Genomic DNA, 26690 nt, shown 5'->3' on the forward strand with positions numbered 1-26690 from the left:
ATAACCCTCCGAGTGAAACTAACGCCCTGCTAAGGGGTGAGCAACGCAATACCGAAGCCGCTGCAAACCACCTTAATCACTAAAATCAACGCATAGTAAAAATGCCACGCGTTGCGAATCCCTCTTAAGCAGTTTGTTATGTGTAATTTTCTATGTACTTCCTTAATGACTCAGTCGATTCAAACAAGGGACTAATTGGAAGGTTAAGATTTAGCTTTTCAATTTCAACTGCCGAAGAGCCATGGTACTTCTCAAAGTCACTCCAACTGCACTCGTGAACCCGCTTTACGGCTCGAGAGTCGAGTAGCAATTGAGAAAATGCTTCGGGGCTATACCCCTTAGTCTCAGCAATAAAGTGTTGGGTAGCCGGACGTTTACCTTGAACCAGTGCCAAATAAAATCGAGCGATGTCATTAACATGGATATATTGGTTGTAACCTTGAGATGGTATCGCTACTTGGAGAGTTTGGTCAGATAAGGAGTCTACAATCCGCTTTAGCTGACAGTTTTCACCACCATAAACCAAACTAGGACAGTAAACGACATGCCACTTCTTTTTGATAGCACAACCTATTGTAACTGTGTCCGGTTTCACCACCTCTAGAGGCTTAAGCCTAAATTCTTTCAGGTCATTGTGAGAAGCATTGCCAAATAACCAAACGCCTGATGTGTGGATTTTTGTTGCTCCATTAGCCGCTAGTCTATCCAGCTGCGTGAGCAGCTTGGACTCTATATCAGCTATTTCCTCCGGTGAAAATTCTGACCAATGTGGGCGAGCACAATTTATAACGATATCAAAGTAACCAGAGAAATCTGATAGCACATCGGTTAGCTTCCGAGCAAGAGGTAAGACACCATTAGATCTGCTGTAAGTTGAAACTTCAAAGCCACTCTCGACAAACATCTTAGTCACGTGGCTACCAATATACCCATTGGATCCTGATATAAGTACTTTCATTCTTTCCCTGAACTCTCGATTACACATAACGCCCTGTTAAGGTGTGAGCAACGCAGTACCGAAGTTCCCGCATACCACCTAAAACACTAAAACCAACGCATAGCAAAAATGCCACGCGTTGCGAATCACTCTTAAACAGTTTGTTATACGCAAGCCCAAAGAGGCAACACCGTTTAGCCGTTTTCTTGTGTTGTGTATTTATTTAAAAAATCATAGTTCAATGTGGGTAACGGTTGGGCGTAAAAGGCCTCTGGTACATAGTCAGTCTCAAAACCAATGCGGTAACCATGCCTTGCAAAGGCGACTTTGGCAAGGGTGGTCAGTTGCATGGAGAAATAGCCGTGTTTTGAATCATTCAAACGTGGCTGGCTCCAGTATTCATGATGATTTTGAACTGCAGAGTACATTGCCTTTTGGTAGGTTTTTTCATCAGCGCCACCAAATACTTTCATTATCACATCGATCATTGGTAAATGAAGGTAGGTGACAGCATCAGGCTCACCGTGATTCACTGGTTCAGAAGCACTAAGGTTGACGTACTCCTGAATCAAATCCATGGGCTCACCATCACTCAAATCGAAAACGCACCCGATCAACCTCAGTAAAACTTTGCCAGATTGACTTAGCCATTTAATTTGCGGGTGATCCACGGTTTTGACGAAGCGTCTTGCGCTATCAAAATCTTCACACAACAGAGAGAACCACGTTAAACCATAGAGATCACCACCTTGAACCCTCCGATAATCCCTGTCTGTGTGAAAACCAAATGACACCTCTTTATTTGGTAACGAAATGGTAATCTTTTCGCCATCCTCCAGTAAGGCATATTCAATACTTTTTGAGTCAAAATATTGCCAAGCGACAAGAGAGTGCAATGCACTGTCAATGTCCGCAAGTTTTAAATATAGTGATCTAGTGTAAATCGCAAACCCTAAGTCCCCTGGGTTGACATAATTCCACTCCTCACTTTGCGCCAACCTGCGCTTGATTATATCTGTCAAAGCAGCAATATTTCCTGGTTGCTCTTTGTATACTTTCCGAGCGCCATCGTAGTTGATTGGCGGGTATTGTTGTGTCGTCATTTATTACTCAATTTATATTTTATCTAGCACGAGGAGAACTCTGGCGTATAACGCCTTGTTAAGGTGTGAGGCACGCAATACCGAAGCCTCCGCATACCACCTTAACCACTAAAACCAACGCATAGTAAAAATGCCACGCGTGCCGAATCACTCTTGAACAATTTGTTAGCCCTTTTTCAAAAGGTTAAGACTTGTATACGACAACCAAACCACCAAGATTGCCAGTAAGTTTAGAGAAACCGTTACTTCATTAACATTCACACTTATCGGTACTTCAACTCCAAAAGAAAAGGCTAAGGAAAAGTTAGGTGTTTCTATGCCTATCATCTGAATTAAATAAAGAACGATCATTAACTTAAATACCCAAAGCTTCTTTTTTAACAACCCGTAAAAACTAGACAAGTTCAAGCTTAGCATCACTAAAACAATTGCAAATGTGAGAAAAAGACTCGAAGAGCTCAATTGATTTACTTGGGCAAGCAAGGTAGATAGTAGAAACAGAGTAACTGCAACAGATATACCCTGCAAAAACAGCAAGAACTTTGTTCTTTTTAAATGATTTTCAAACAATTTTATATTTTCTCCTTGAGGGCTAACGCCTTGTTAAGGTGTGAGGCACGCAATACCGAAGCTTCCGCATGCCACCTTAACCACTAAAATCAACGCATAGTAAAAATGCCACGCGTGCCGAATCACTCTTAAACAATTTGTTATACGCGTCCTATCGGTTGTACTTAGCTTTATTCAAAACTTCTTTTAGTTCATGCGTTTTCTCAAGGTTTACACCGTGAATATTGGCTAGAGCACAAACATAATACAAAACGTCATATAACTCTTCTGCGACTGAACCTTTGAGCTCATCTAGCGTTGGTTGCCCACTTTTGCCTTTGCGAATAGATTCCGATAACTCGCCAACTTCTTCGATTAGTTTTAAAAAATAGTGTTCAGATTGCTCTGGCGCATAATCGAATTCTTTTATATAACTTTGTAACTCAGATAACTTCATAACGTCCTTTTTGTATCATTTTTCATAAAGCGTATAACGCCCTGTTAAGGTGTGAGCAACGCAATACCGAAGCTACCGCAAACCACCTTAAACACAGAACGCAACGCATAGCAAAAGTGGCAAGCGTTGCGAATCACTCTTAAACAGATTGTTATATTTAAACTACCTGCTTGGAATAGCTGTTTCTGTCTATATCGACAACCTCTACCGTTAAAGAAGCACCGACTAACTGGATTGATTTCAGCTTAGACATAACACTATTAGACAAAAGTAACTTGTCCTGCTCGCTGCGACCGGAAAGAATACGTAGAGTTACATGAATAAAGTTCTCTTTATTAGAGCCCGTTTGATAATTTTCATATGCGATACTTCTAACCTTTATATCGCTACCATCTGGCTCAAACAAATTCGACTCTAGAGCCCCCAAAAACACCTTCTGATTCAACTCTACTGGCTCGATAGGTGATGAATGTTCAATAATACAACGAGGCAAAACTTGCTCCTTAAATATAACGCCCTGTTAAGGTGTGAGCAACGCAATACAAAAGCCGCCGCATACCACCTTAACCACTAAAACCAACGCATAGTAAAATGCCACGCGTTGCGAATCACTCTTAAACAGTTTGTTATGCCTGTCCTAACACGCGCTCAATAAAAGCTGATTTCTCCCTACGATACTCTTCTTGAGACCAACCTGTACAAGACATTTTCAGCTCATTGTATCGTTGAACTAACTCAGGACTTTTACGGAGTTTGTCTCTAAACCCCACAAAAAACTCAAACTCCGAACCATTAGCTACAACTTGAAAAGCGACATCCTCACCTGAACTATTTTCCAGCATGCAAAGCTCTGGAGTTCTTAACGTATCGGATTTTTCGTTGAAACCTAGAGTAGAAAGTAACTTTACTGCGTTCTCTAGTTCCTTGCCGTTGACGCCAACAAGTATGTCTAGGTCACCCTTAGATACGGCATTAGGGATAGAGGAAGACCCAATGTGCTCAATAGATGCATCTGGAAGTAAAGCAGCTATCTCAAGTGCATACTTACGATATAGGCTTTCACAAGATGCCTGATATTCATCTGCTTTGTAAAACTGCATATTTGCTCCCAAAAGGCATAACGCCCTGTTAAGGTGTGAGCAACGCAATACCGATGCCGCCGCATATCACCTTAAACACTAAAACAAACGCATAGTAAAAATGCCACGCGTTGCGAATCACTCTTGAACAGTTTGTTATATGATTTTTCGCGCAATGATATGTCTTGCTTCGCTTTGATGCCCAGTCATGGTTGAACAATCAACTAACGTCGAACTCTCAATATTGAAACCTCTTAGCAACCCTTCAAGTTCGGTTTTTGAACTGTGCCACATTGGGACACCTGCACCAGAGATAAAATGTAAGCTTCGGTCTGAACAAAACTCCGCAAGATAAATAACACCTTGAGGTTTGAGGACTCGTCGTAATTCACTCAGCACATGGCAACGGGTGCTTTGCTCAGGAATACAAGTTAGTACAGCACACAAGACGATGGAATCAAACTCGGCATCTGAGAAAGGTAAAGCATCAGTTGATAGGTGTCGTAAATCGAGTTCTGGATATTCACTTAGACCTCGATTTATCATTTCTCTTGATGAATCAATACCAACAACTTCACTATAGCCAAGCTCAGATATCTGCTTTGTGATACGTCCATATCCACATCCGAAATCTAAGACTTTGGCTTCAAATGGAACTGCTGCCATAAGATCATTAGCTGATATTTGTAAATTAAAATTAACTAGATCCGCCACAGGATCCCATTTACTCATGACTTCCTCCTTATGTCATATAACGCCGCGTTAAGTAGTGAGCGACGCCTGCCACCTAGCCTAACCCGTTGCACGGTAAACACAAAACTCAACTTGAGCTTAAAATGCCGAGCGTTGCGAATCTGTCTTAAACGCTTTGTTAGCTGTTTATTGCTAGAGATTTACTTTTTAGCCTATAAATTTTTATTCAACCATTTTATCGTATGATCTCTCATGTCGTTGGAAAAATAATGCGATTCATCAGCTAAATTGAACTCAATTTCAGTATTATTTTTATCGTATTTACTCTTCACTTTTTCATAAAAGTCCTTAGCTAAATTGGCAGGAACCCAATCATCTTTCTCGCCATTTATAATCAACATAGGGCGACTTTCATTTTCTATAAGGAACAAACATGGATCAATCTCTGCCATATGCCTAATAGCTAACTTCTCATCATCACTAAGAATCTTATTCACCGAATCTGCTTCTAAGGCGAACTTCTCCAAACCGACAAAATCAGGAGAACCGAGAATTGGTACTGCAACTTTAATCAGTTGATTTTTGGTCAAAGAATAAAATGTGGACATTGCGCCCATAGAGATACCCACAACCGCAATCCTCGATCGATCAATCCGAATATCTTCCTGATAGTGATCAATGAGTGTATTTATGTCATCTGAATTCTGCTTGATAACCCCCGTCATTCTTTTAATAAAGCTCGAATGACTACTAACATTTTGAGCATTACCATCATCTCTTTCGCCGTGTTTATCTGCATCAAAGCAGATAACAGAGTAACCCTGAAGAGCTAAATTTAAAGCTAGATTAGAACCTTCATATTTATCATTGTTCCACCCATGACAAATGATGACTAAAGGATTATTTACCGACTCTTTTTTACAATAGAGTAGATATACGATCTCACCCATCTTACTTTTTTCTACTACAACACCTTCCATGAACGCCCCATATATTTAATATATTCGTTTACGAGCACAATAAACCGCCAGACTTCAGAAAACAGCTAACGCCCAATTAAGGTGTGAGCCACGCAACCACAACACTAAATTTGGACGCCGTAATCACTAAACTAAAGACCAACCAAAAATGCCAAGCGTGGGGAATCACTCTTGAATTGTTTGTTAGCTTAATTACTCACCGTTAAATACATGAACCCTTTCAAGTGATATCCCATTTTCTTGCTCTTTCGTTAACAAATGTCCCTTTTCCATTCCCTGGAATGTTGGTCTTTGAGTGCTATCACCTAGTCTAACCTGAACTTTCATACCTCTTGTTTCTGGGTAGCTTGGTAAACTATTCGCTACTGCTCCAGAAAAGGGTGATTCATTGCTATTATCTAAGTCGAACTTTTCAAAATAATTGAAAAAATCACCTTGCGAAACTTCAACCCAAACTCCCCAACCAAAACATTTTTTAACAGCATGGACAGGCAAATACAAAACTCCTCGAATAAAGTATCTTGAATCCAAGCGACATAAATCTGAATGTATTTTTGCTCGCTCATCTCGTATTTCATCACTGAGCTCCCAAATTTCATCTGGCATTTGATATGACTTATCAAAAACAAAGTCGCCGATTTCTTTCCCACAGCACCCACATTTCATTTGTAACTCCTTTAAGCTAACGCCCTGCTAAGGGGTGAGCAACGCAATACCGAAGCCGCTGCAAACCACCTAAATCACTAAAATCAACGCATAGTAAAAATGCCACGCGTTGCGAATCCCTCTTGAGCAGTTTGTTATGTGAAATTTTTGCTCGCCCTCACCATTAGTTTGCTAACCATCAACTTTAGGTTTGATAGGTGCAATAACCATATAGATAACCCAAGCAAACCAAGAAACAAAGAGTATGGTAAGTACCCAAGCGAGCTTTTCTCGACCTGTGGTTTTATTGGATTTTAAAACTAATACAGATGGAGTTAACCAGACGATAAAAACTGCCCATATCATCACTGAACCGTATATAGAATTCATAAAACATCCCTGTGGTTATATAGTCTTATTCCTTTAGATAACCATGACAGAGGCGAAGAAGCAATGTTAGTTCAGCAAATACATAAACTTACGTTCAATTATGATGTAGAAACCAAAATTACACATAACGCCCAATTAAGGGGTGAACAACGCCTCCACCCAAACCTAAAGCATTGTGCCATAAACACTAAATTTGAAGTAGAAGCAAAAATGCCAAGCGTTGTGAATCCCTCTTAAATTGCTTGTTAGTATTCAGTTCCTCAGAACGGAATATCGTCATCAAAGTCCATGCCAGCCGGTTTCTGTTGTGGCTGCCCCCAAATAGGTTGTTGAGGCTGTGGTAGAACTTGCTTAGCTAGACACTTGCTGCAACCTTTTGACGTATCTTTGCTCATATCTTGTTTCTTTAGATAGGAGCCACAACTACTACACTCTGGTACTTTGAATAGCTCTGTACCACAGCCACCACAGAAACGGGTTTCGGCTATCGGGTACCCACACGTACATTGATAGGTGAGTTTGTCACCACAGGAAGTACAATGAATATCAATGCAGTTTTCTGTAAAATTAGCTCCCCTGTAGTACCCATTTGGTGACCATTGCGCATCTGGACATTTCAAATTCGAGCAAAGTGCTTTGCTTGGCGTGTTTATTGCGAAATGCCCAGCGCCGGAAATACTTTTTAGCTCCCTCAAAATGTCATCGACATTTTGATAGCGATTATTGGCGTCATACTCTGAAGCCTTATTAATTAAGTTTCGTAAAGCATAAGGAACTGATAGCTCTGGCTTGTCCAACGCTTTGGGCGTTGGTGTACCCGTAAGCAATTTGCAGAGTGTTAGCCCCAAAGAGTAAATATCAGAACGGCGATCAACGTTTTTCATATCCACGCTTTGCTCTGGGGACATGTACTCCACCGAGCCTAGGTGGTCCCCAGTTCGAGTTGCTCTTGTAAAGTTTGTGTTTCCAGAAGGCGCAAAGCCAATTGAAAAATCGATCAGGTAAGCGTGACCAGTTGACGATAGCATGATGTTTGAGGGCTTTATGTCTCTATGAATAACTCCCTTTGAGTGCACAAGTGACAGAGCATCAAGAATCTGAGTTGCAATTGTGATGACCTGTCGCTGCTCAATTACACCGTGCTTTTGGACATAATCTTCCAAATTTGTACCATCGATATACTCCATAACGATGTATGGAACCGAATCATGCTCACATTTAACTTCGCCATGAGTAATGACATACGGAATCGCTGGATGTTGCGCCTCTGAAAGAATGAACGCTTCCCTCTTAAACTTTTTCTTTAGCTCGGAGTTGTTTCGATTAAATACACTATCGAAGAACTTTACGGCAACGAACCTTTCCAAGGAGCTTTGCTTGGCTTTCTTGGTTTTACCAGAAAGTCCACTTCCAATATCCTCGAGCAAGTCAAAGCCTTGTCGCTTTAGATGAATTGAATATTCGTCCAACATTTACCTCTGAACTTTATAAGAATACTAACGCCCTGCTAAGGGGTGAGCAACGCAATACAAAAGCCGCCGCAAACCGCCTTAATCACTAAATTCAACGCATAGTAAAAATGCCACGCGTTGCGAATCCCTCTTGAGCAGTTTGTTAGGTTTATGATTTTACGATGTAAGTGACAATATTCTTTGAATATAAGCTGCTTTAGCCTCAGGATAATCCTGCCTACTGACGCCATTTGCAACTAAGCCCTGTTTGAGGGCATTGTACTCGATCAGTAACTCTCGGTTTTGAATGTGAGCATCTCTAAATTGAATATGTCTTCTTAACTTTGAGTCACCCTTCTCATAAGCATGAACATGGATATAATCGAAACGTTCGTTATCGTTGTAATATGTAAAGAAACAACGACCTTCAACACCCTGCTCTCCTTTGCAAGTAAAGCCTAGAGATTCGAGCGCTAGAATGTTTTGCTGCAAAGTTAAAGTGTCATTATATGCGATACCTATATCTATTATCGGTTTTGCAATTGAGCCTGGGATCGCTGTACTACCAATATGATAAATAGTCACACCACTCAAGCTAGGCGCAATCACGCTGACAATCAACTCATAGGCTTCAGACCACTTATGGACGTAATCGGTTAGCTGGACTGTAAAACGCTCTAGCCCTATACCTAACTCTTCAAGCCGCTTTATCAACTCTGTTTTATCCACTTTAACTTCCCATGTTAACTCGTAAACCTAACGCCTTGTTAAGGTGTGAGGCACGCAATACCGAAGCTGACGCATAAAACCTTAACCGCTAAAACCAACGCATAGCAAAAATACCACGCGTGCCGAATCACTCTTAAACAATTTGTTATGAGTATGACTCAAAGTGTGTGAGATCAACCCCCTCAAAATCACATACAGCTCTTATTACTGAATTGCGACAGAGGCGTTTCAGATAATCCGATAAGTGCTGATAACTCTCCACATGCGCCTCTTCTGGTAGCCACCCAGCCAACATGAACAGAAAGTAGTCGCATGCAGTTAACTCATTTCCGATTAAGTATTCATGTTGCTTAAGTTGCTCATCAAGAATGGATAACACTTCCATAATGCGAGAGTTTTGAGCCGAGACTATATCTGAAGCCCCTAATTCACTAGTTGTGTGACGCTTTGGGTAATAGCGAATCATTAATTCTGACTGTAGCGTATTGTTAAGAAATGCTAACCATTGAAAGAATAAAGGGCGCTTGGCATCACCCAACGCTGGCATTAACCCTGAGTCAGGGTGTAATTCACAAATATGAATACAGATCGCAACACTTTCAAAAACCGCCTGCCCATCGACAATCAGAGTTGGAATACGACCCGCAGGGTTCAATCTGAGATAGTCTTTCTTTTTGTGGGATTGAGCCTTCTTGTCTACCAACAACAATTCAAAGTCAGCTTTCACATGCTGCAATAGAAAGTGTGGTGCCAAACTCGCGTTGTTTGGATAGTAGTAAAGCTTGAACAAGTTAGGCTCCTTGCCTGTAATTCTGGGGGTACTCATAACGCGCAGTTAAGGTGTGAGAGACGCAGATCCACCCTAACCTAAAATAAACTCTGATAAATCCGTGCCTATTTGGGCACTAAAACCCCAATGCGTTTCGAATCGGCTTGAACGTCTTGTTATTCCGCAACTAAAGTCGGCTATGTTTACGCCTAATCTTTTGATATGAAGAGAAATTTTCGGTATGCAGGCAAAAATCGAAGCCGAAATATTTGGCAGCTCACTACCTTAAATCGCTTTAGCGTCACTCTTTAATTGCTGCGCCATATTAAGGTGCGCTTAAAGCGCTTTAAGGCTAGCACGAAAATGACCAATATTCGCCCTTTTCGCCGCTTTTCCACCCTATTACCCCGCCACTTTCACTCTTAGGCTACAACCACGTACATTCAGCCTGAGAGATCCGTTGCGGAAATAACGCTTTCTATACGGCTTTTGGCCGTCTTTTAGCGTCATATAATGCCGCCTTTCTGTTCAAAGTTCAATTTACAATCAATAGGTTAATGAGAGGTACGGAGTATTAGACAGCCAAATAACGCATAATTTTGAGAAAGTTTGGTTCGGCACTTTATCGAACGACTAAAGGCAAGACAAACATACAGTTTAAGGTTTGAGCAGGTATTTGTGCTAAGAAGAAGTGGAGTGCTACTAAACTAGAAGTGCCCGTCACGAATCCTTTGAACACTTCTGATCTAAAACGCTTACTATTCAATAATACGGCGTATCATAAAGCTTTTATGATTATCCACCCACAATAGTATTTTATAATTTACTAACTAATGCTCTAAGAGTTATAAAACAATCAACATACCCAAACTGTTTGTGAAGATAAGCTGCGGGGATCGTACCTATCGCGGTAAAACCTAGTTTTTCCAGAGGTTAACCGCGACTTCATTTGAAGACGCCACGGAGTTGAATTGTATTGCCCTAGACCCAAGGGTTATAGCAGTTTCGTTCGAGTGCTCACACTACTTTCTTGCAATACCTTTACCACGAGACTGACATTGCACCATGTAACCACAGTTGCAAATATGACTACTAGGGCCTTGTGTATTTTGTTTTATTTAGTAACTCCCTAGTACTTAATCACATTCTAAATAAACAAATGTTTTTAATGGAGCCTTACACCATAGCTCGAAGGCTTGCTTATAGGTCATTTTAGGGTTGAATGCATACGTTTCTTGTTCTTTTAATTATCTGCTTAAAGCTTGGCCAAAACATTTGAAATTCACCAAATTTCTCTTTTATCACTTTAGGCCCTCTCCTAGGGTTTTTATAAAAGTTATATTGAATTTTATCTAGTATTCAATAACATAAGTTAAATTATTAATTTTATATATTCGATATAAAGTAACCGCATCGATATTTAGTTGAAGAGCGGTTAGTAAAATTTAATTATCGAGTCAAAGAGTTATTCATATGTGAGCTACTGCCAATGGGCGCAATGACTACATTATTTGGTGCTAAGTTCTAATCGTTAAACATTTGACTTGTTGTAAAACTCCGACTCGGCAAGACTTAGCTGTGACTCATCACTGAGTTTAGCTTTCTGGCCGAGTCTAATTTTAAATACCATTCCATACGCAGTATGAAAGAGGCCTGATCTCAAAGATGGCCCCCTACTACCCCAGTTGATAAGGACTTATTGAGTACCTTTTCGGTGCGCTTCCAATGGGCCTTTAAGTATTGAAGCACGCACGCTGACGCTACCGCGAACCGCCTTAACCACTAAGACCAACAAGTAGTAAAAATACCCCCAACATTTCGAGCAGGACGAATCCTGTGTTATGAATCAGCCTAGTCTTGTTCTACTAGTGCAAGTATCTCCGCTATCTGACGCACATAATCGGACAGAATAATACGAAGCACGGGCCGCCACCTCACTTCAGGAGTTTCCGTTATCTGAGCCAATCTATGGTTAAAACGTGACCAAAATAGCCCTTCGGTCTCTGACGAGATAATCGCAGTCATATCCGTACCATCTTCCATGTGCAAAACTTCGTCAAACAAAAACGGTGTCTGGTGGTATTGATAAAAGGGTAGACGCATTGACCAAGGGTTAACGGTAAAATACATGTGTGGCTTATTTAGATAAGCGTTAAACAATACCCCCTCCTCGATCGGTTGAGAAGCGAATACATCCCTTTGCCACATAGTCGGCAACATATTATCGGTATGCTGCTGACGAAGTCTGTAAAGCGCTGAGAAGATAAAGTCACCAAATTTATCCCAACTTTTTTCGAAAGCGATTTGGCTCAGTTCGTAGTCCATTTTTTGAGATAAGTACTTCACGGCTTGTGCTGTTGTGTTCTCAGGGTTGATCCTACTCAATATTTCTATCAAAGCAGGATATTTTGCACTAATGACATCCAGCGAGGGGTTACCTTTATAAAAGTAGTGTCTTCGCTCTGTGAGACGTGCTTGCCATTGATGCCACAGTTGCTCAAGTGGATAATTCAACTCCTGCTCAGTCCAGCCATGTTGGATTCTTTGTTGGACATATTGCTGGATATCAAGGTCGAACAAGGGAGTGTCTTGCATATAACGTAAAACAGGATCGCGACGCTCATCAAATTGGATCAACTTCCCTGGGTAATGTTGGCAGTACGTTCCTGCGCAAATATAACCAGCATCAACACGGAATGAACCACTTTCTACCTCTTCTTCAGTCAACGGATATGGATGCTGATAAACAACCGAAGCAAATCGCTCCAAAGCTACCAACCGAGCTTTTTCATATAAGGCATCCGCATACTCTTTATAGCTCTGCTGCGCTCGCATAAAACGTGCATTTGTCGTTGATGTTTCGATACTTTTGTTAATGTAAAAGGTTCGCCAATCAAGAATAAGGTTGGAAATGTCTTGTCCAGCTGTACGCTCACCACGTAGAAGTACACTTCTCAATGTAGTGGTAATAGTATCATCATTAAACGTCACCAGTGTTCCAAGGTGGCCTGGCAAATTACTCGCTAAACACTGATGTAAGGACTGATTAATCGCGTTTTTATCTCCTTTTCGTGTCGCAAAATAAGCCTGAGCATTTTGTCGTTCGATACCGCATAGAGATTGCCCGATCACAGAAAGCTGCGCTGGCCTAAAACCGTTCACTCGTTCGATCTGGATAGTGAAAAACTTATAATCCATATGTGAAAGAATCACATCGAGCTTACTCTGCTTCTCCAAAACTTTCTCGGTATAAAGCGCATCGAAATGAAGAATATTATTATCAATAATACGTTTAAGATTTTCGGTTGCATGAGAGCGTAGCGTTTCAAAGTCATGCTTTAGCGTATTCTGACTGTTACTCAACAAGGCTTTATCAGGTGTTGATACCGAATAACGATAGTAATCCTGTTGGTTCATTTGCCGAATTATTGTATCTGTGGTCGCTCGGTGAGATTGATAATCTACCCAGCTTACGGCTTCATTAATGGCTGGAACGATACTAAAAAGTATCTGTGCTCGATCTAGGTCGCTCTGATGTTCATCATAAACAGAGCGGGTTACACTCTCCCACCATGGGCCCAGAATACCAATGTCGGCGATAAGCATTGCTGTTTTGAAAGATTCTTTGAATATCTGCTTTACGGCTTTGGTTTTAATATTGGTCATTCCAAGACGGCCGATAGCCTCGGCTTCTTCTATCTCCATCATATCTTGGGCATCAATATCAATCGACAGAATCTGATCCGCATTTGACATCCATGAAGAGGAAGTTCCGCTGATCACTGCATTGCTAAAATCCATTCCAGGGATGGCCTCTAACGCCATTGCCTCATCACTAAAGCTGGCGATATCATCTGAAAACTCACTCTCGAGGCTTTTCATCCATTCAAATTCACTTTTTACATTTGCATCAGAAATATTACATATCGTCGCATGAGCAACACTACTCATCATCAACCATATAAAAAGTAATCGAATCAAAACCATCATTACATTGCCTCCGGAAGACAAATACTCGACGCTGAACTTAACTGTGAAGACATAAATTCTGTTTGTCCATAACGCTTCATTAAGGCTTGCCATTCTTGTGCGCGCTCAAAGCTCAGCTTAGGGTTAAGCGTGATCTCATTTGAGGCTCGACTGATCATTAGTTTGGGGTTAAACGATGCTTTCAATGATTGAGCGATAGGAAATAACTGCTCTGATTGCCCCATCCCAAATAAAACGACATGACTGCGATTGCTAAGCTGCACCAAATCCTGAGCGATGATACCATCTGATGAGAAGGTCAACATATTGATGGGCTGCACTTCAAAGCTCGCGTAAGCCTCAAGTAAATTTTGTCTTGCCGAGATCGCCACTTGCAGATTATCACTATCCAACGGTGAGATATTTTCAGGGACCGCTACATAAATGGGGTATTGGTACTTTGCAGCCATGCGAAACACTTCTGCATCGAGCATAGAGATGCTTTTTAGGTCCGCATGGGTAAGGTAATCATGGTTTAAAACCAGTGCCGGTTTTACTCCTGAAGTCATAAAACGTTTAACTCTCTTAAACATTTTATAGTTATTTCCTTGACTAGAGACTGTGCTCTTTAATTCGCTACCTAATGTTGGGACATGCGCATCAAGCTCAACCATCTGATAGTCGAACATCTCTTTAGGCCAAACCATATCTCTTACCGGGGCTCCGCGCTCTATTGCCAAGTGAAACTCACTCACCGCCAATTCGCGATTCATTGCATTGAGAGACTCCATCGTATCGACAAACTGCTGACTATCAATACTTGAATGAGAAAGACGCGACGCCTCTACCCACTGCTGTCGATAAGCCATACGTTGATTCACACTTCTTAATCGCTCTTGGGTAATAATGTGCTTTTCGATCGGATTTAGCTGATCGCTATAGGCAAGACCAGCCGCTGATATCTCAGAACCACTCAGTTCAACCCTTCTCTCCTGTCCCTCCAAAGAGCGAATAAGAGTCGTTGCTGCCTCAATAAATGACCCCGTCAAGTAGTCCCGGCCATGCAGCATTTGGTGACCGGTATCAACAACGGTATCTGCGATGTCAAAACTATCGGGTATGTAATAGGAGCTTCTTGGAGCCAGATAAATTACAGCTGGTACTCCCAAACCATTGGAAGCATTCGCCAGAAAGCCAGGATCGAACAAAAGTGGACGAGTCATTGACCAACCAGTCGTTGAGCGTCGAAATACCAAATGAATCTGCTTCGCGACCTCAATAGGTGCGTCTATCGCGTAAGCAGGCTGCTCCCCAGGTCGTGATATCGGCGCATAATCATTAATTTGACGGATAATTTCCCGACCAGAGGGGGTACTATGAAGGGCGTTTAGGTGATCTTTAACGGTCTGAATAAATGAGTTATCGGTAGTCTGCACGTAAATATGTCGTTCTACTTGATATAGGTTGCCCTCATCAGATGACGTGGCGATGACTCGCTTTCCATCAGGGGGAGTGTCAATAGAGATAGAAGCATGTACATTAAAGCATGCTAACGCAAGGAGGATAAATATGATTTTCATGGTATAGCTCTGTTGGGTGGAAGAGCTTTATTCGATAAGAGAGACAGGGCCGCATTCACTATGCTTACCTAAAGAACAAAGAATTTATGCAAGGTGGTTGCATATGCGATGACATAATACATTTTTATTTTTCAATGTAAAACAATTTACCAATTGAATGACGCAAAACAATATTTCATCTAACAGATCCGATGAACATCCCTCAGTCCCCTACAGAAATATAGCAAAGTCACTGACAAGCTTTTGACTAGTGGCATGTTTACGCAGCTTCAGAAACAAAAATATCCCATTGTTGTCTACATTGGACAAAATTGGCATGTTCAATCGGTCGGCTCGATCCTGACAATATATAACAAGTCTGACATTCAAGACTCACGAAGCGTAAAAGTGGATTCGTTGTGTTGTTTTTGGCTCAAATGAATGTGCGGACTTATGCTCTGTAAATCACTTCAGAAGCCTTACAAAATCGAGGCATCGTACCTTGTCGAAGGAGCCAAAAACCTATCCAAACACGTTTTCAAGCTGTTTTTTCTGAAGGAACGAATTAATAAACTTGGAATAATGAACGCCATTCTGGAGAGGTTAAACATCCTTGTGAGGCCACATCAAAGTCACAGTGTACGATGTAGCTAATTTTTGGATGTTCTTATTTAGCAGGTTTCTTACTTTGAAGTTCGTCCAGTAGAAGTTGTGTATAAACATAGAGGTAACATATCGCCTCTTGTTTCTCTGACTCTGTGTTAATGAACTGGCAGCAGTAAGTTATCTCTTGAAGGCGACGCTCTAGATTCTCTGTATTCAGAATTGATAACCGACCTTTAAAAAATTTACTATATAATCCTGAATGCATATTAAATTATTTTTTATATGATACCGCCCAAGTTTCTTAAGATACAAACCCTAGCTTTATGAATAAAAGGCACAAAGATGAAGAACAACAGTGAGCAATTGGGCATACTCAGAGACAACATTCAGTTTGGTCTAAATAAGAGCAAAGAAACTAAGGAATCGTTAAGGCGCAAAACTGGTGTTACGCGTTCCACTATTTATAAAATACTGGATGAAAAAGTGGAAAGGGTGCAGACCTCGACTGTTGAACGTATTGCTAACTTCTTTGGTACGACCTGCCATATTATTCAATAATGAGTCCTTAGAAGATCTTCTAACTAAAGCACCTATTGTGTCGGTATATGGAAATAAAAACCCTATTGCAGTCTCGATTCTAAGTGAAATGGCATTCTTAACAAAATGCGAGTGTTAAATCAGTGACCTAATCACTGAATACCCCTTACCTATCATCTTTCTGAAGGGAATAACATCATAGCGCTCCGAGTAGGACAAATTCTATCCAATTATTTTACTCCGGGGAATCTACTGATCATTGATCGTTCGAATCATAATAAAAAAGAACGAAGTAAACTCATCGTTCGTGATGGTGCGTTACTTGCACTTTCCTCTAACACAACTCTTTTAGAGGATGATTTTCTTTTTCGATTAATACTCGTGGAACGCTTTTGTGTTTAATAAAAAATGATGTGCTTTGGGTTATGTTTTTTAGTCAAGTGGCTATCAAGATCTTATATGCGCTGTTTATCGTAGCGCCGATTTACCTCGCAAGAAAATTATTTTCCCGTTTAATCAACGTCAAGGAGCTAAAATAATAATGACAACCTATGATAAGAACCTAGGTAAAAGAAGTGAGTATATCTCTCAGTATCAACCTGAGTTGCTCGACCCTATCCCAAGAAAAAAAGGCAGAGGTCAAATTAAAGAACTAAAAATCGCTAATCATACTGGCTATGACCTATGGACAGCTTTTGAAGTCTCGTGGTTGAATACTAAAGGAAAGCCAATCGTAGCAATCGCGGAGTTTATTATTCCTCATACGTCTGACAACCTGATTGAATCTAAGTCATTCAAATTGTATTTAAATAGCTTCAATCAAACTCGCTTTGAGTCAAAAGACATTGTTATTGAGAAAATGCAGTCTGATTTAACTAATGCTGCCGGTGCAGAAGTGACGGTATCTTTTAGGGATGTAGATGAACCACAACAAACCTCAATAAATAAGCAATTTCATTGTATTGACGGTTTAGACATCACGGTAGACTCGTTTGAGTATAATGCGGATTCGCTATTTGAGAGTACAGTAGATGAATATGTGTCTGAATCTTTATGCTCTCATCTCTTGAAATCGAACTGTTTGGTGACGAATCAGCCAGATTGGGGAAGCGTATACATTCGTTACACGGGATCAAAAATCAACCATGAGAGTCTTCTGAAGTATTTAATCTCATTTCGTGAACATAATGAATTTCACGAGCAATGCGTCGAACGTATTTATTCTGATATCAAACGATGCTGTGCTCCTGAAAAGCTGACAGTTTTTGCTAGATATACGCGAAGAGGTGGACTCGATATAAATCCTTACCGTAGCGACTTTGAAAGCGAGATTTGCTCTGCTAGAAACCCAAGGCAATAACTGTAAATTTCACACGAAATTCGCTGTGTATAGATTGCCTACTTACCATAACTACACTTAATTCACACCCTACTCCCTTTTACTGGTGCGATTTACTAATCGCACCAATACTACAACGTGAAATTACCATACCCAAGTTAATTCACTTGTTACTAATTTAGCAAAATCATTGACAAGCTTTTACCTAAAAACTCGTTAAATGACTCGTGTTGGTTCTGTCGCGAATATAGCTAGAGGTGCAACAGAACTAGGAAGGCGCTATCGCTGGACAGCACGAGAATTGGTTCTGAGCAAGAATACCGTCAATGCCGTAGTGCGCAAAGAAAGGGATAATAAAGAGGGCTAAACCTTTCATTTTTTTGTTGCAACTCCAATAGACCCAACTATCTCAGCCAGCCTTTTCGGGGTGTCAGGCAAGAACATATCATTTCTAGTTTGAAAAAACGCCAGCCAGCTTGCCAGCACCTGTTTATCCATGGCGGCGAATTGATAATGGAGCTTTAAAATCGAATCAGAGCAGTAAATTTTTTGACTGGGTGGAGAGCGATACATGCGGCCCTGGCCATTTAATCCCGGGAATGGACAAAAATAAACTGTCTTGGTCGTGATGCCAGATTGGTCTAGGGCTCGTGCTAGGGCAATCACATTGGTCTGTTGTAGATCCTCAAGGTATATCAACAGGCTCATTTCCTTGTCATAAAGTTCAGCTAATGCCCGAGGGCTATTAAAGGCAACACAGTTGATCGTCGCTTCGATTTGAGCAGCGGTGCCCTGGAGGTTCTTTCCAGGCGTCTTTCCTATTTCGTAAATATTGAGAAGGACATCAACAGGTACCTCACCTTTCACCTGCTCACACACTTTAATAATGGCATCATTTTGATAAAAATCCTCAGTATTGCAGATATGATAATTTTGTAGCCCCCATTCATTTGCAAATAACCTCGTAAGCCTAGATATTTTTATAAGAATGTTGTCCCAGTCCACCGATAAACCCTCATACTTCAGCTTCTCACCATGTAGGCCAACAAATAAAATTGCCGTTGCTTTGAGCCTTGCCGCCACACTCACCAGATTATAAATCTTTGCGATACACTCCAACGTTAAGCTTGGAATACAATCTGTGATACAGACACCACTGCAAATGTAGGGATTTTCACCAATGCTTTCCAATTCGCTAGCATCGAGAAAAAGGCCGGCATCTGTAAAAGGCAGACCCTCAAGTATGGCAGGGACTTTGCTCGAGACTAATTGAAATTTATTTAACGCTGTCGTGGCGTCTAAGCCATACCACCTCTCAATGAAGTCAAAGCCAAGGGTCAACATGAATACTCCTCATAGTTTTAGGTTTTTTACTTGATACAATAAAAGTATGGCTGGTCGAGATAGTAATCTGTATGTATCGCTAGGTTCACCTGTCCACAAGCTTTAAATATTTGATGACGCTGCAACTCATTTTCCGCTGAGACGGTAAAAAGTAACATGCCATCTTCTAATAGTGTTCCGTAGCATACCTCTAACCACTGGCAGAGTTTTTTTTGATATAAAGCCTCGTTTTTTAAAAAATTTTCATCTTCACTGAGGGTTATCCTGTTACCCATAAAATTTAATAACGGCTGTAGAGCCTGTTTAAACGACCCTCGCTGAAAATATGGAGGATCGAAATAGCAAATATCAACTTTATTATCAATCACCAAACTAGCCAAATCACTGGTTTTATAGTCGAGCAATTTATTTAGGTTTTTTGTATAGGGTACGAGCTTTTGTAATAATTCACTTATGTTTGATTGGCATTGAGAGAAATCTTCCAGCGTGACATTTTTGCCTTGAATTAAGCCATTAGCGCAATAAATCAGTGCATAGTTAGAAGCTATGTCATTTTTGTAAAAGTCACTGCCGATTATTTTTTCAATAACTTCTTTGCCTAGCTCATTTTTACATTCAAGTGTTTGATACTGAATATCAGAGAAGTACTGATAATCGGCCAAGATGGTCGCGATAAACATCTCGCTTAAAGGACTGGCATCTGAAGCTAATACTTGATGACCATTCAATATAGAGGCAAGAGCCATAGTACCCGAACCGCAAAATGGGTCAGCAATCGTCAAAAGCCTATCAAAGTGACGTAAAAAGACCGCATCAAGCCAATCGTAGTTTTGTTCTGATGCGGGATAGAAATTCGCCTGATGATAACATTCCATAACAGCGGTTTTGTCGTTTTCTGTAATCATAGTTAAAACCATGTCGGAATGTTGATCTGAGAATCCGGACCAACCTTGTGGAGGTGTGTATTGAGTTTGATGTTGGTCGGCTCGCAGCGATCGCATTTATTCAGAGCCTTGCAGGTAAAATCTTTTCTGATTGCCTGATAATCAGGATCACACCAGACCTGCTCAAAGGTTTTTCCGTGAATTTTGGTAGCGATAACTTCATCAAAACCTGAATACATCAAATCGTTACAACCGGTTAGTTTGCCGTTAACCGCATCTATGAAGGCGACATGGTTTAAAACATGACATTGATTCACCCCATGAGTTAACTCCGCAGGTTTAGTACCGTGAACTGCAGTGGCAAAAAAGTCTTTCGGGTCATTGATATTAAGGTCCAAAGGTAGATTAAGACGTTCGATCTTATTGAGAATAAAATCAATTTCTTTCATTGCCACATCAATGTGGGCCTGAGTCATATTGATGGGCTGTTCACCATGAATAGGAATGAGGTTCCAGTAATTAACATTGTGGTCCTGTAAGAAGGGCAGAAAGTCCCTCAGGTGATAATAATTTGATGATGAGACAACACTGTTGACCACAAATTTCAACGACTTATTTTTTTCATACGAACGGCGTTGAATCAGTTTTATTCCTGCAGAGGCATTTTCTAGCAAGTTACGGGTTTTTCGTACGCTGTTATGTATTTCGGCATAAGGTGAATCGACCGAGCATACAATTTTCCCAACTTTACTTTCGACTATCTCATCACAGAACTTAGTCAGATAAGCGCCATTGGTGATGAAGGAAAAGTTTGGCCGCTTATCGGTAATATATGATAGTAATTTTCTAATTGGCTTGTAAATAAATGCTTCTCCGCCGGTAAAGCGTACTTCACTTACACCTAATGCATCGAATTCATCAATCAGGCCTTTTATATAATTAAGGTCGGCATGTTCCCTACTTTGTTTGTAAGAATCGCACATTACGCAACGAGCATTGCACTCTTGCAATAACCGTAGATAAACTATTGATGGATATTTAGTCATGATATTTCCCTAATGTCTATTGTATCGATAACATCCATTGGAACGCTTTGCTCATTGGTAGAAGAGTTTTTACAGCAACGAGAACAAACCGTATAAAGGCCGTTGTGAATGGTATTCAAAAACTTTTGGCGCATTGAAGAAAAATAAATTTCTTCCAGAGAATGTTCTTTTAAGTTTCCGAAGGGGATACCCAAACAAGGGGTAACATTGCCGTATGGGTCAATACGAATAGAGTTATCTACTTTAGTGCAAGAGTTGTTGGCAAAATAAGTCGGTTTCGAGTAGTAGTCATCTACTCTACTGAGCGGAACATTCGGTAGTAAATCAACTTTACCTTCAAGCAACTGCAATTGTTGTTTGAGTTTATCCAGAAGATTTAAATCAACCTGGGAGGTGGAGAACTGATGTTTATTGAGCACTGGAAATTCAGCTTCGATGGTATCGAAGCATTTTATTTGCATTTGCTGCTCTAAAAACCAAAGATGCTGTAACTGTAGAGGTAACCCTTCTTCCTCGCACCAATGATACAGTTCGGACAAGTGTGGGATGTTGAGGCTGTTGATAGTGCAGTTGATTTTGAAATCGGTTTTATCACCGCAGATTTCCCGTAACCTGCGAATATTTTTAACGGTTTTGGAAAAAGCGTTTTTATGAGCCCGGATCTTATCGTGAATTTTTGCCGGGCCGTCCAGCGATACAGTGATGGACTGTGGCGGTAATTTCTCAATCAGCTCAAACTGCTCCTCGGTTATCTTGATGGCGCTCGAGAGTAAATTCACGGGTTGCTGACTGGCCAAAGTCTCATAAACTACCGAAAAGTGCTCGCTGAACAAGGGTTCGCCACCGGTTAAAGTGATCCTGGTATCCAACGGGAAGCTCAATAAATATTCTGCTACCCGAATCAACTCTTCACGATCGAGATATTGGGGTTTCACCCTGTAGGCATCGGAAAGTTGGGTGAAGGGACACATTACACATAACAACCCGCAATGGTAGGTCAGTTCCCAGGTAACACTCGCTTGTGCGTTCGTAACTTTGGTCATATTCATGCTCTCACCCAATTATTCGTTTGATTTGTTCGGCTATTTGTACGGCTTGTTCCGCCGACAAGTTAGGCCCTGTGTGCAAGTTGACTACCCTTGGCAGAACGTCACTAGCGATCGAACAGTTAAGATGATTTTCAGGAAGCATCTGCTGTACAAAGTCAAAGGTATGAATACCACGATAGGTACTTTCGAAAGGAATATTGCAGCTTCGTAGGTAGCCTGTAAAAGACTGCTCATCCATATGAAAATCGTCGGGAATTATCAGAGGGTATTTAGTCCAACTCACTCTTGTCGCAGGATGCTCCGACAGGGTGCCAAAGGCAGAAGAGCTAAAGTGGGATTGATATACTTTAGCGACTTCGCGTCTAGCCTGAAGAAATCCATCAAGTTGTTCAAACTGAGCCACACCCAAGGCGGCTTGTAATTCAGACAGTCGATAATTGAATCCGGGTTGATGGTATTTGTTCCAACCTGACATTCCATGATTGCGAATAAGCCTGACCTTGTTAGCAACCTCCTGATCATTGGTCAATACCATACCGCCCTCAGCGGCGCTGACCACCTTGGATGGGCTTAAACTGAAAGCGCCCGCTATGCCTATAGTGCCAACATGGCCATCTTGGGAAAAACAGCCCAACCCTTGAGCTGCATCTTCTATGACTTGGGATTTATCGAGCCATTGTGGTATTGCTGCAGGAATGCCATAAAGGTGAACGGGTATGAAGTATTTTGCACCATTATCAAACGCGTTTTTAATACTGTCTTCGGTTGGTTGGAGTGTGGTCGGATCTAAATCCAAAAGCCATGGTACGGCACCACAAAGTAAAATGGCATTTACCGTGGCGACAAAGGTATGGCAGGTTACGGCCACAATATCCCCGGGTTTTACACCTGCAGCGACCAAGCTTGCGTGAATAGCAGCGCTGCCTGAATTGACTGCAACGGCATACTTAGCGCTCGTATACTGACAAAATTGCGCTTCGAGTTTTTGTACAAAATGGCCGCTAGGTGTACCTGAAAGGTTGGCACTACGCAGTACTTCATCTATGTATTGCCTTTCATTGCCGCCAATTACAGGAGCAATCCGAATCTCTTTAAATATTGACATATTAATCTACCTGCTGGTTGATGTGCTTCTTGATTTGAAGGGCGCCGTTAAACCCGCCGAAACAATCGTTAAAATTGGATTTCTGTTCTTGGATCAAGGCATCTAACAAAGCCGGGGCAGCGAGAAAATTAACGACCTTTTGACTGAACGAATCGACAACCGAGACCAAATCAGCTGAGGGCAGCAGCGCCGAAGCTTGCTGTTGCAAGTGGATAGTGGCAGCCTTGGGATCTGTTGGCATTTTGTCCAAATCAAAATTCATCGGGCTGAAATCAGAGCTAGGATCTAAGATAGCGCGATTGAAGTGGTGGGCGTAATGTTGGTCCGGCAACAACAAATAAGGCGTACCGAGGAATATACTCTCTAGTGCTGTGGTTAATCCAGGAGGCGCCAACAGCAATTTGCTTTGCTTTATTTTTTCATTCATCTCCTGATGGCTGAAAGAACAGAAATTGTAATTGGCTTTGGTCTCTTCATCGACAAAAGCAAGCACTGTGGGGTTGATGGCAATATCGATTTTCAAATCACCTGGATACAGAGTTTCGATATTGTCGATAATATTGCAGACCATACGAACATAATCAATGGAAGATTGCTCTGTGGCAAAGGCTGACAGCTGGCCAGACAACGTTACCAACAAATCAGTGGGTTCCATTTCAACTTTGCTTTCGAAGTATGGCACTATGGCCTCAATTTCCTGGTGATTAGTAATATGAATTGAATGTTTAACCCTAGAACCATATTGCTGAACGAATGAGGTATCCGCAATATAATGGGCTAGAGCCTGAGAATTGTGCATCTCAATGGTTCTTGTTGTGTCAAATGCCTTATTGATATTGTTCTCAAGCTCACTTTTCATTTTTTCTAGGTCTGATTGTTCGAGGTTGGACCTCCACAAAAATGAAAGACTGTCGACGTAGTAGGTTTTCTTGCCGTAGGCAAAGCCTGTGATGACCAACGATGATTCCATCACACTTAAGATGGCGTCACACTGTTCAAATAATTCGGCATGTTTCTCCATATGGTTAACATCCAGTTCGACGACATTGTCAAACAGACCTTGATTCATGCTCACCACCGTTTTAGCGGTGCCGCAGCCTAGAAACGTGATGTTATATTTGAGCTCTTTGAGCTGCTTTACAATACTCATCAGCTTGCCAATGGGGCCAAAACCGAACGGCTCAGCAGAAACCAGAAGATTGAGTCGCTTCATTGCAATATCCTTATCAATTATTGATTTACTAAAACAACGAAACGACTTTAGAGGTCTCACCAGTCACAGAAAGCTTTACCACACTTTTTACATCATGGCCGGTGGCAGCTTTGACTTTGGCTACACCTTCGTATTCAAGCTTTTCTGCCAGACAGACAATATCGACAATCTCGGCACCTGCCGATTCTACTGCTTCAATAAGGCCAATCAGGGTACCCCCGGTGCTAACCATGTCATCGACAATGATCACCTTTTCACCTGGCTCAACCCCGTTTAAGTACAGCTTGCCTTCATAGTACTCACAGTCGAAAGGCACGACGATTTGACCATCGAGACCGTTCGGATACCAACGCGCCATGCCGAAAGGCAGATTGGTACTTAATGACACTGCCGCAACGAGAATTGCACCTTTTTCTTCTTCACCAACAATTTTGGTGGCTTCGGAAAAGTTACCCATTGAAATGATAGATTTTGCTGCCTCTGCCAGCACTAAAGGCTCTGTCGCCGGAACCTGTTCGGTCAGGGAGTTGACGACGAACTGTTTGCCATCTATCGGCAGCAACGGACAGTTGTCAAAGGCTTGCTTGAGTGAGGTATAGTCAATACTGTTGGTTGATTGTTCTCGGTTAATCATAAAGGATTCCTACTTGCTGTTATGGTATTAAGGTATTTTGTTGCCAAATAGTCGCTGCACCGTGACTTACAGGTTTTGCATCCCATTTCGCCAGTTAAACAACTATCTAAAATCTTTGCACTGAAACTGTTCGAGTGATGCTCGCCATAATGAAAAAGGAGTTTGTAGACTTCACAGCTCGTTATTTTTTGTTCTTGCTCGGTTTCATGACCGCTGGGTAAACGGCTAAAAGACTTCTGGAAACTGTCTTTATTGTCAGGTGCTCCAAGTTTGATGACATCATGGTGCGGTTCATGTAGCACTATTGTTCCGATACGTTCATTCAAGTTTTTTGGTAGCGACTTACTTAATAGATAAATGAATTCAACGTCTGATTCATATACCAGCAACAGTAACTTTTGCTTTGTATTCCTATTCAGACGGTTGAGTAGGTAAGCCTGCAATTCCAGATGGCGGGAGTGTGGTTGTGTTATGTAATTTTTGGCCAAGAGTTTGTATTTAATTTTATCGGCTGCATCGAGCAATGATTTAATACTTATCATTTTACTCATCACTTCTGTATTAAAGTGCCGGTCAAAAATTGAGGTTGCCTGGTGGATGCTCTCTTCTCTTCCAGTAAGAATAATTTCTATCGGCGTGCCGAAAGAGGTGGCAAAGTCATTTAAGGCGAAGCAGTTGAGCAATTCCAAAGACTTGGACAAATTAACACTATAAGGAAAAAACAGCGTTGATAATGATTGGTTGTGTTGAGCTAATAATCGATTAGCACCTAATTGTCCCTTGAACAACCTTATGTCAATAAGGCGTTGTGGTAGTAACGACCAAATGGTCCCATTAATAGGTGAAAGCATAGCAAAATTGCTCCCAATCTGTTGCTGAATTATTTTCTTGACAAATGTTTAGTTTAAAAACCATACATATTCTGATGGCCTAGCATTAGGAGTAGAGAATATAAGAATATCTCGATACCCGAGTTCATTTTCATTTTTACATTTTGTCGGTGTTGTATAGTGAAAATACTCACTGTCATTAATAGTCAGTATTTCTCCAGGTTCTAAAATATGTTCGAAGACTACATTTCACGATCGGTGAGTACTTGTGATATACCGCCTTTAATATTTTTACGAGATATACAAAGAATACCAACGTACTCCATGCCATCTTGGTGAGGCCCCTCAACTAATGGAAAGCTTTCTTGACTCCCTCTACTAGTAATCCGATGCGCTTGTACTAAAACTTCCTTTTATTTTGATATACCACATATGCGCATGAATTTATTAATGACTTTCTTCAGAAGCTCATTGTTATAATTAAGTGGGATCTCAGGGTAATGCCTTACATCGAGTTCTTTTGCAGCAGTATATTTCTTGCCATGGAGAATTAGCAAAGGCTCATAGGAGTTTCGATTTAAATCGACACCATTGACGCTGACACGCGAGATATTTTTGTAACGCGACCCCGTTTTCAGGTAAGGATCAATAGGAATACTATTGAATAACCTATCGAAGAAGGTAAGTTCCTCCTCCAAACATGCTCTATCGACTGAATATATTTTTTTCATTATTGGCATCTCGTATTTTAACCAGCAAATTATTTGGATATGCATTCAATAAAACTCTAATT

The 26690-nt window shown here is 41.1% G+C and carries 26 protein-coding genes and 3 pseudogenes; 2 read left to right on the plus strand and 27 right to left on the minus strand.

The annotated features are described in order from the left end of the window. Positions 1–136: 136 nt before the first annotated feature. The 16 genes and pseudogenes from A8140_RS08545 to A8140_RS08665 form a co-directional block, all read right to left on the minus strand. Entirely contained in the window at positions 137–958 is an 822-nt protein-coding gene (locus A8140_RS08545) for an NAD-dependent epimerase/dehydratase family protein (RefSeq protein ID WP_005531029.1), read from the minus strand. A 173-nt stretch (positions 959–1131) separates the two neighbouring features. Further along, positions 1132–2040, minus strand: a complete 909-nt coding sequence (locus tag A8140_RS08555; protein ID WP_005531031.1) for an Imm49 family immunity protein — start codon at positions 2038–2040, stop codon at positions 1132–1134. A 165-nt stretch (positions 2041–2205) separates the two neighbouring features. Next, positions 2206–2610, minus strand: a complete 405-nt coding sequence (locus tag A8140_RS08565; RefSeq protein ID WP_033000082.1) for a hypothetical protein — start codon at positions 2608–2610, stop codon at positions 2206–2208. Between the two features lie 151 nt (positions 2611–2761). Continuing rightward, positions 2762–3046 carry a MazG nucleotide pyrophosphohydrolase domain-containing protein gene (locus tag A8140_RS08575; RefSeq protein ID WP_087490649.1) on the minus strand — a complete coding sequence of 95 codons (285 nt, stop codon included), beginning with the start codon at positions 3044–3046 and terminating at the stop codon, positions 2762–2764. Positions 3047–3203: 157 nt separating this feature from the next. Continuing rightward, entirely contained in the window at positions 3204–3539 is a 336-nt protein-coding gene (locus tag A8140_RS08585; RefSeq protein ID WP_005537417.1) for a 5-carboxymethyl-2-hydroxymuconate Delta-isomerase, read from the minus strand. 133 nt (positions 3540–3672) lie between these two features. Further along, positions 3673–4146, minus strand: a complete 474-nt coding sequence (locus tag A8140_RS08595; RefSeq protein WP_050909555.1) for a GrpB family protein — start codon at positions 4144–4146, stop codon at positions 3673–3675. 135 nt (positions 4147–4281) lie between these two features. Beyond that, positions 4282–4857, minus strand: a complete 576-nt coding sequence (locus A8140_RS08605; protein ID WP_005536854.1) for a class I SAM-dependent methyltransferase — start codon at positions 4855–4857, stop codon at positions 4282–4284. Between the two features lie 173 nt (positions 4858–5030). Further along, positions 5031–5798, minus strand: coding sequence for an alpha/beta hydrolase family protein (locus A8140_RS08610; RefSeq protein ID WP_005536852.1), 768 nt, complete (start codon positions 5796–5798; stop codon positions 5031–5033). Between the two features lie 192 nt (positions 5799–5990). Next, entirely contained in the window at positions 5991–6464 is a 474-nt protein-coding gene (locus tag A8140_RS08615) for a DUF2199 domain-containing protein (protein ID WP_005536849.1), read from the minus strand. A 171-nt stretch (positions 6465–6635) separates the two neighbouring features. Continuing rightward, a complete protein-coding gene (locus A8140_RS08625) occupies positions 6636–6833 on the minus strand; it encodes a hypothetical protein (RefSeq protein WP_005536847.1) in 198 nt (65 codons plus the stop codon). Between the two features lie 260 nt (positions 6834–7093). Further along, the gene (locus A8140_RS08630; RefSeq protein WP_005536846.1) at positions 7094–8305 is read right to left on the minus strand and encodes a serine/threonine-protein kinase; all 1212 of its coding nucleotides are present in this window, start codon (positions 8303–8305) and stop codon (positions 7094–7096) included. 156 nt (positions 8306–8461) lie between these two features. Further along, positions 8462–9013 (minus strand): GrpB family protein, encoded by a 552-nt coding sequence (locus A8140_RS08640; protein WP_080639323.1) that lies wholly within the window; start codon positions 9011–9013, stop codon positions 8462–8464. A gap of 145 nt (positions 9014–9158) precedes the next feature. Next, on the minus strand, positions 9159–9803 hold the full coding sequence (locus tag A8140_RS08650; protein ID WP_005536484.1) for a glutathione S-transferase family protein: 645 nt from the start codon (positions 9801–9803) through the stop codon (positions 9159–9161). A 795-nt stretch (positions 9804–10598) separates the two neighbouring features. After that, positions 10599–11057 (minus strand): annotated as a pseudogene (locus tag A8140_RS25540) (GNAT family N-acetyltransferase). 576 nt (positions 11058–11633) lie between these two features. After that, a complete protein-coding gene (locus tag A8140_RS08660) occupies positions 11634–13772 on the minus strand; it encodes a hypothetical protein (RefSeq protein WP_005536486.1) in 2139 nt (712 codons plus the stop codon). Then, the gene (locus A8140_RS08665) at positions 13772–15331 is read right to left on the minus strand and encodes a hypothetical protein (RefSeq protein WP_005536488.1); all 1560 of its coding nucleotides are present in this window, start codon (positions 15329–15331) and stop codon (positions 13772–13774) included. The genes A8140_RS08660 and A8140_RS08665 overlap by 1 nt, the downstream gene beginning before the upstream one ends. Before the next feature lie 927 nt (positions 15332–16258). Between A8140_RS08665 and A8140_RS25545 the strand changes: the two genes are divergently transcribed. Together A8140_RS25545 and queF are read left to right on the plus strand one after the other, a co-directional pair. Beyond that, on the plus strand, positions 16259–16474 hold the full coding sequence (locus A8140_RS25545; protein ID WP_005536494.1) for a helix-turn-helix domain-containing protein: 216 nt from the start codon (positions 16259–16261) through the stop codon (positions 16472–16474). A 520-nt stretch (positions 16475–16994) separates the two neighbouring features. Beyond that, positions 16995–17813 (plus strand): NADPH-dependent 7-cyano-7-deazaguanine reductase QueF, encoded by an 819-nt coding sequence (gene queF / locus A8140_RS08680; protein WP_087490650.1) that lies wholly within the window; start codon positions 16995–16997, stop codon positions 17811–17813. A 351-nt stretch (positions 17814–18164) separates the two neighbouring features. On the opposite strand, the gene A8140_RS08685 is transcribed toward queF, so the two are convergent. From A8140_RS08685 to A8140_RS25375, 11 genes and pseudogenes are all read right to left on the minus strand, one after another. Next, a complete protein-coding gene (locus tag A8140_RS08685; protein ID WP_005533058.1) occupies positions 18165–19136 on the minus strand; it encodes a hypothetical protein in 972 nt (323 codons plus the stop codon). 26 nt (positions 19137–19162) lie between these two features. Further along, positions 19163–20041, minus strand: a complete 879-nt coding sequence (locus A8140_RS08690) for a DNA adenine methylase (RefSeq protein ID WP_033000254.1) — start codon at positions 20039–20041, stop codon at positions 19163–19165. 2 nt (positions 20042–20043) lie between these two features. Then, on the minus strand, positions 20044–21066 hold the full coding sequence (locus A8140_RS08695) for a radical SAM protein (RefSeq protein ID WP_005533055.1): 1023 nt from the start codon (positions 21064–21066) through the stop codon (positions 20044–20046). Continuing rightward, on the minus strand, positions 21063–22109 hold the full coding sequence (locus A8140_RS08700; RefSeq protein ID WP_161623850.1) for a radical SAM protein: 1047 nt from the start codon (positions 22107–22109) through the stop codon (positions 21063–21065). Before A8140_RS08700 ends, A8140_RS08695 begins: the two co-directional genes overlap by 4 nt. 10 nt (positions 22110–22119) lie before the next feature. Continuing rightward, complete coding sequence (locus A8140_RS08705) at positions 22120–23220, minus strand: DegT/DnrJ/EryC1/StrS family aminotransferase (RefSeq protein ID WP_005533051.1); 1101 nt, start codon at positions 23218–23220, stop codon at positions 22120–22122. Between the two features lies 1 nt (position 23221). Next, positions 23222–24433, minus strand: coding sequence for a hypothetical protein (locus A8140_RS08710; RefSeq protein ID WP_005533049.1), 1212 nt, complete (start codon positions 24431–24433; stop codon positions 23222–23224). A gap of 28 nt (positions 24434–24461) precedes the next feature. After that, on the minus strand, positions 24462–25067 hold the full coding sequence (locus A8140_RS08715) for a phosphoribosyltransferase family protein (RefSeq protein ID WP_005533047.1): 606 nt from the start codon (positions 25065–25067) through the stop codon (positions 24462–24464). Next, the gene (locus A8140_RS08720; protein ID WP_005533044.1) at positions 25064–25918 is read right to left on the minus strand and encodes a hypothetical protein; all 855 of its coding nucleotides are present in this window, start codon (positions 25916–25918) and stop codon (positions 25064–25066) included. The genes A8140_RS08715 and A8140_RS08720 overlap by 4 nt, the downstream gene beginning before the upstream one ends. A 48-nt stretch (positions 25919–25966) precedes the next feature. Further along, a pseudogene (locus A8140_RS25975) lies at positions 25967–26131 on the minus strand (2OG-Fe dioxygenase family protein); the annotation flags it as partial. Positions 26132–26139: 8 nt separating this feature from the next. Next, positions 26140–26292 (minus strand): annotated as a pseudogene (locus A8140_RS25980) (2OG-Fe dioxygenase family protein); the annotation flags it as partial. Between the two features lie 18 nt (positions 26293–26310). Then, entirely contained in the window at positions 26311–26628 is a 318-nt protein-coding gene (locus A8140_RS25375; protein ID WP_198299867.1) for a hypothetical protein, read from the minus strand. Positions 26629–26690 lie beyond the last annotated feature (62 nt).

This window comes from Vibrio campbellii CAIM 519 = NBRC 15631 = ATCC 25920 (assembly GCF_002163755.1).
Taxonomy (GTDB): domain Bacteria; phylum Pseudomonadota; class Gammaproteobacteria; order Enterobacterales; family Vibrionaceae; genus Vibrio; species Vibrio campbellii.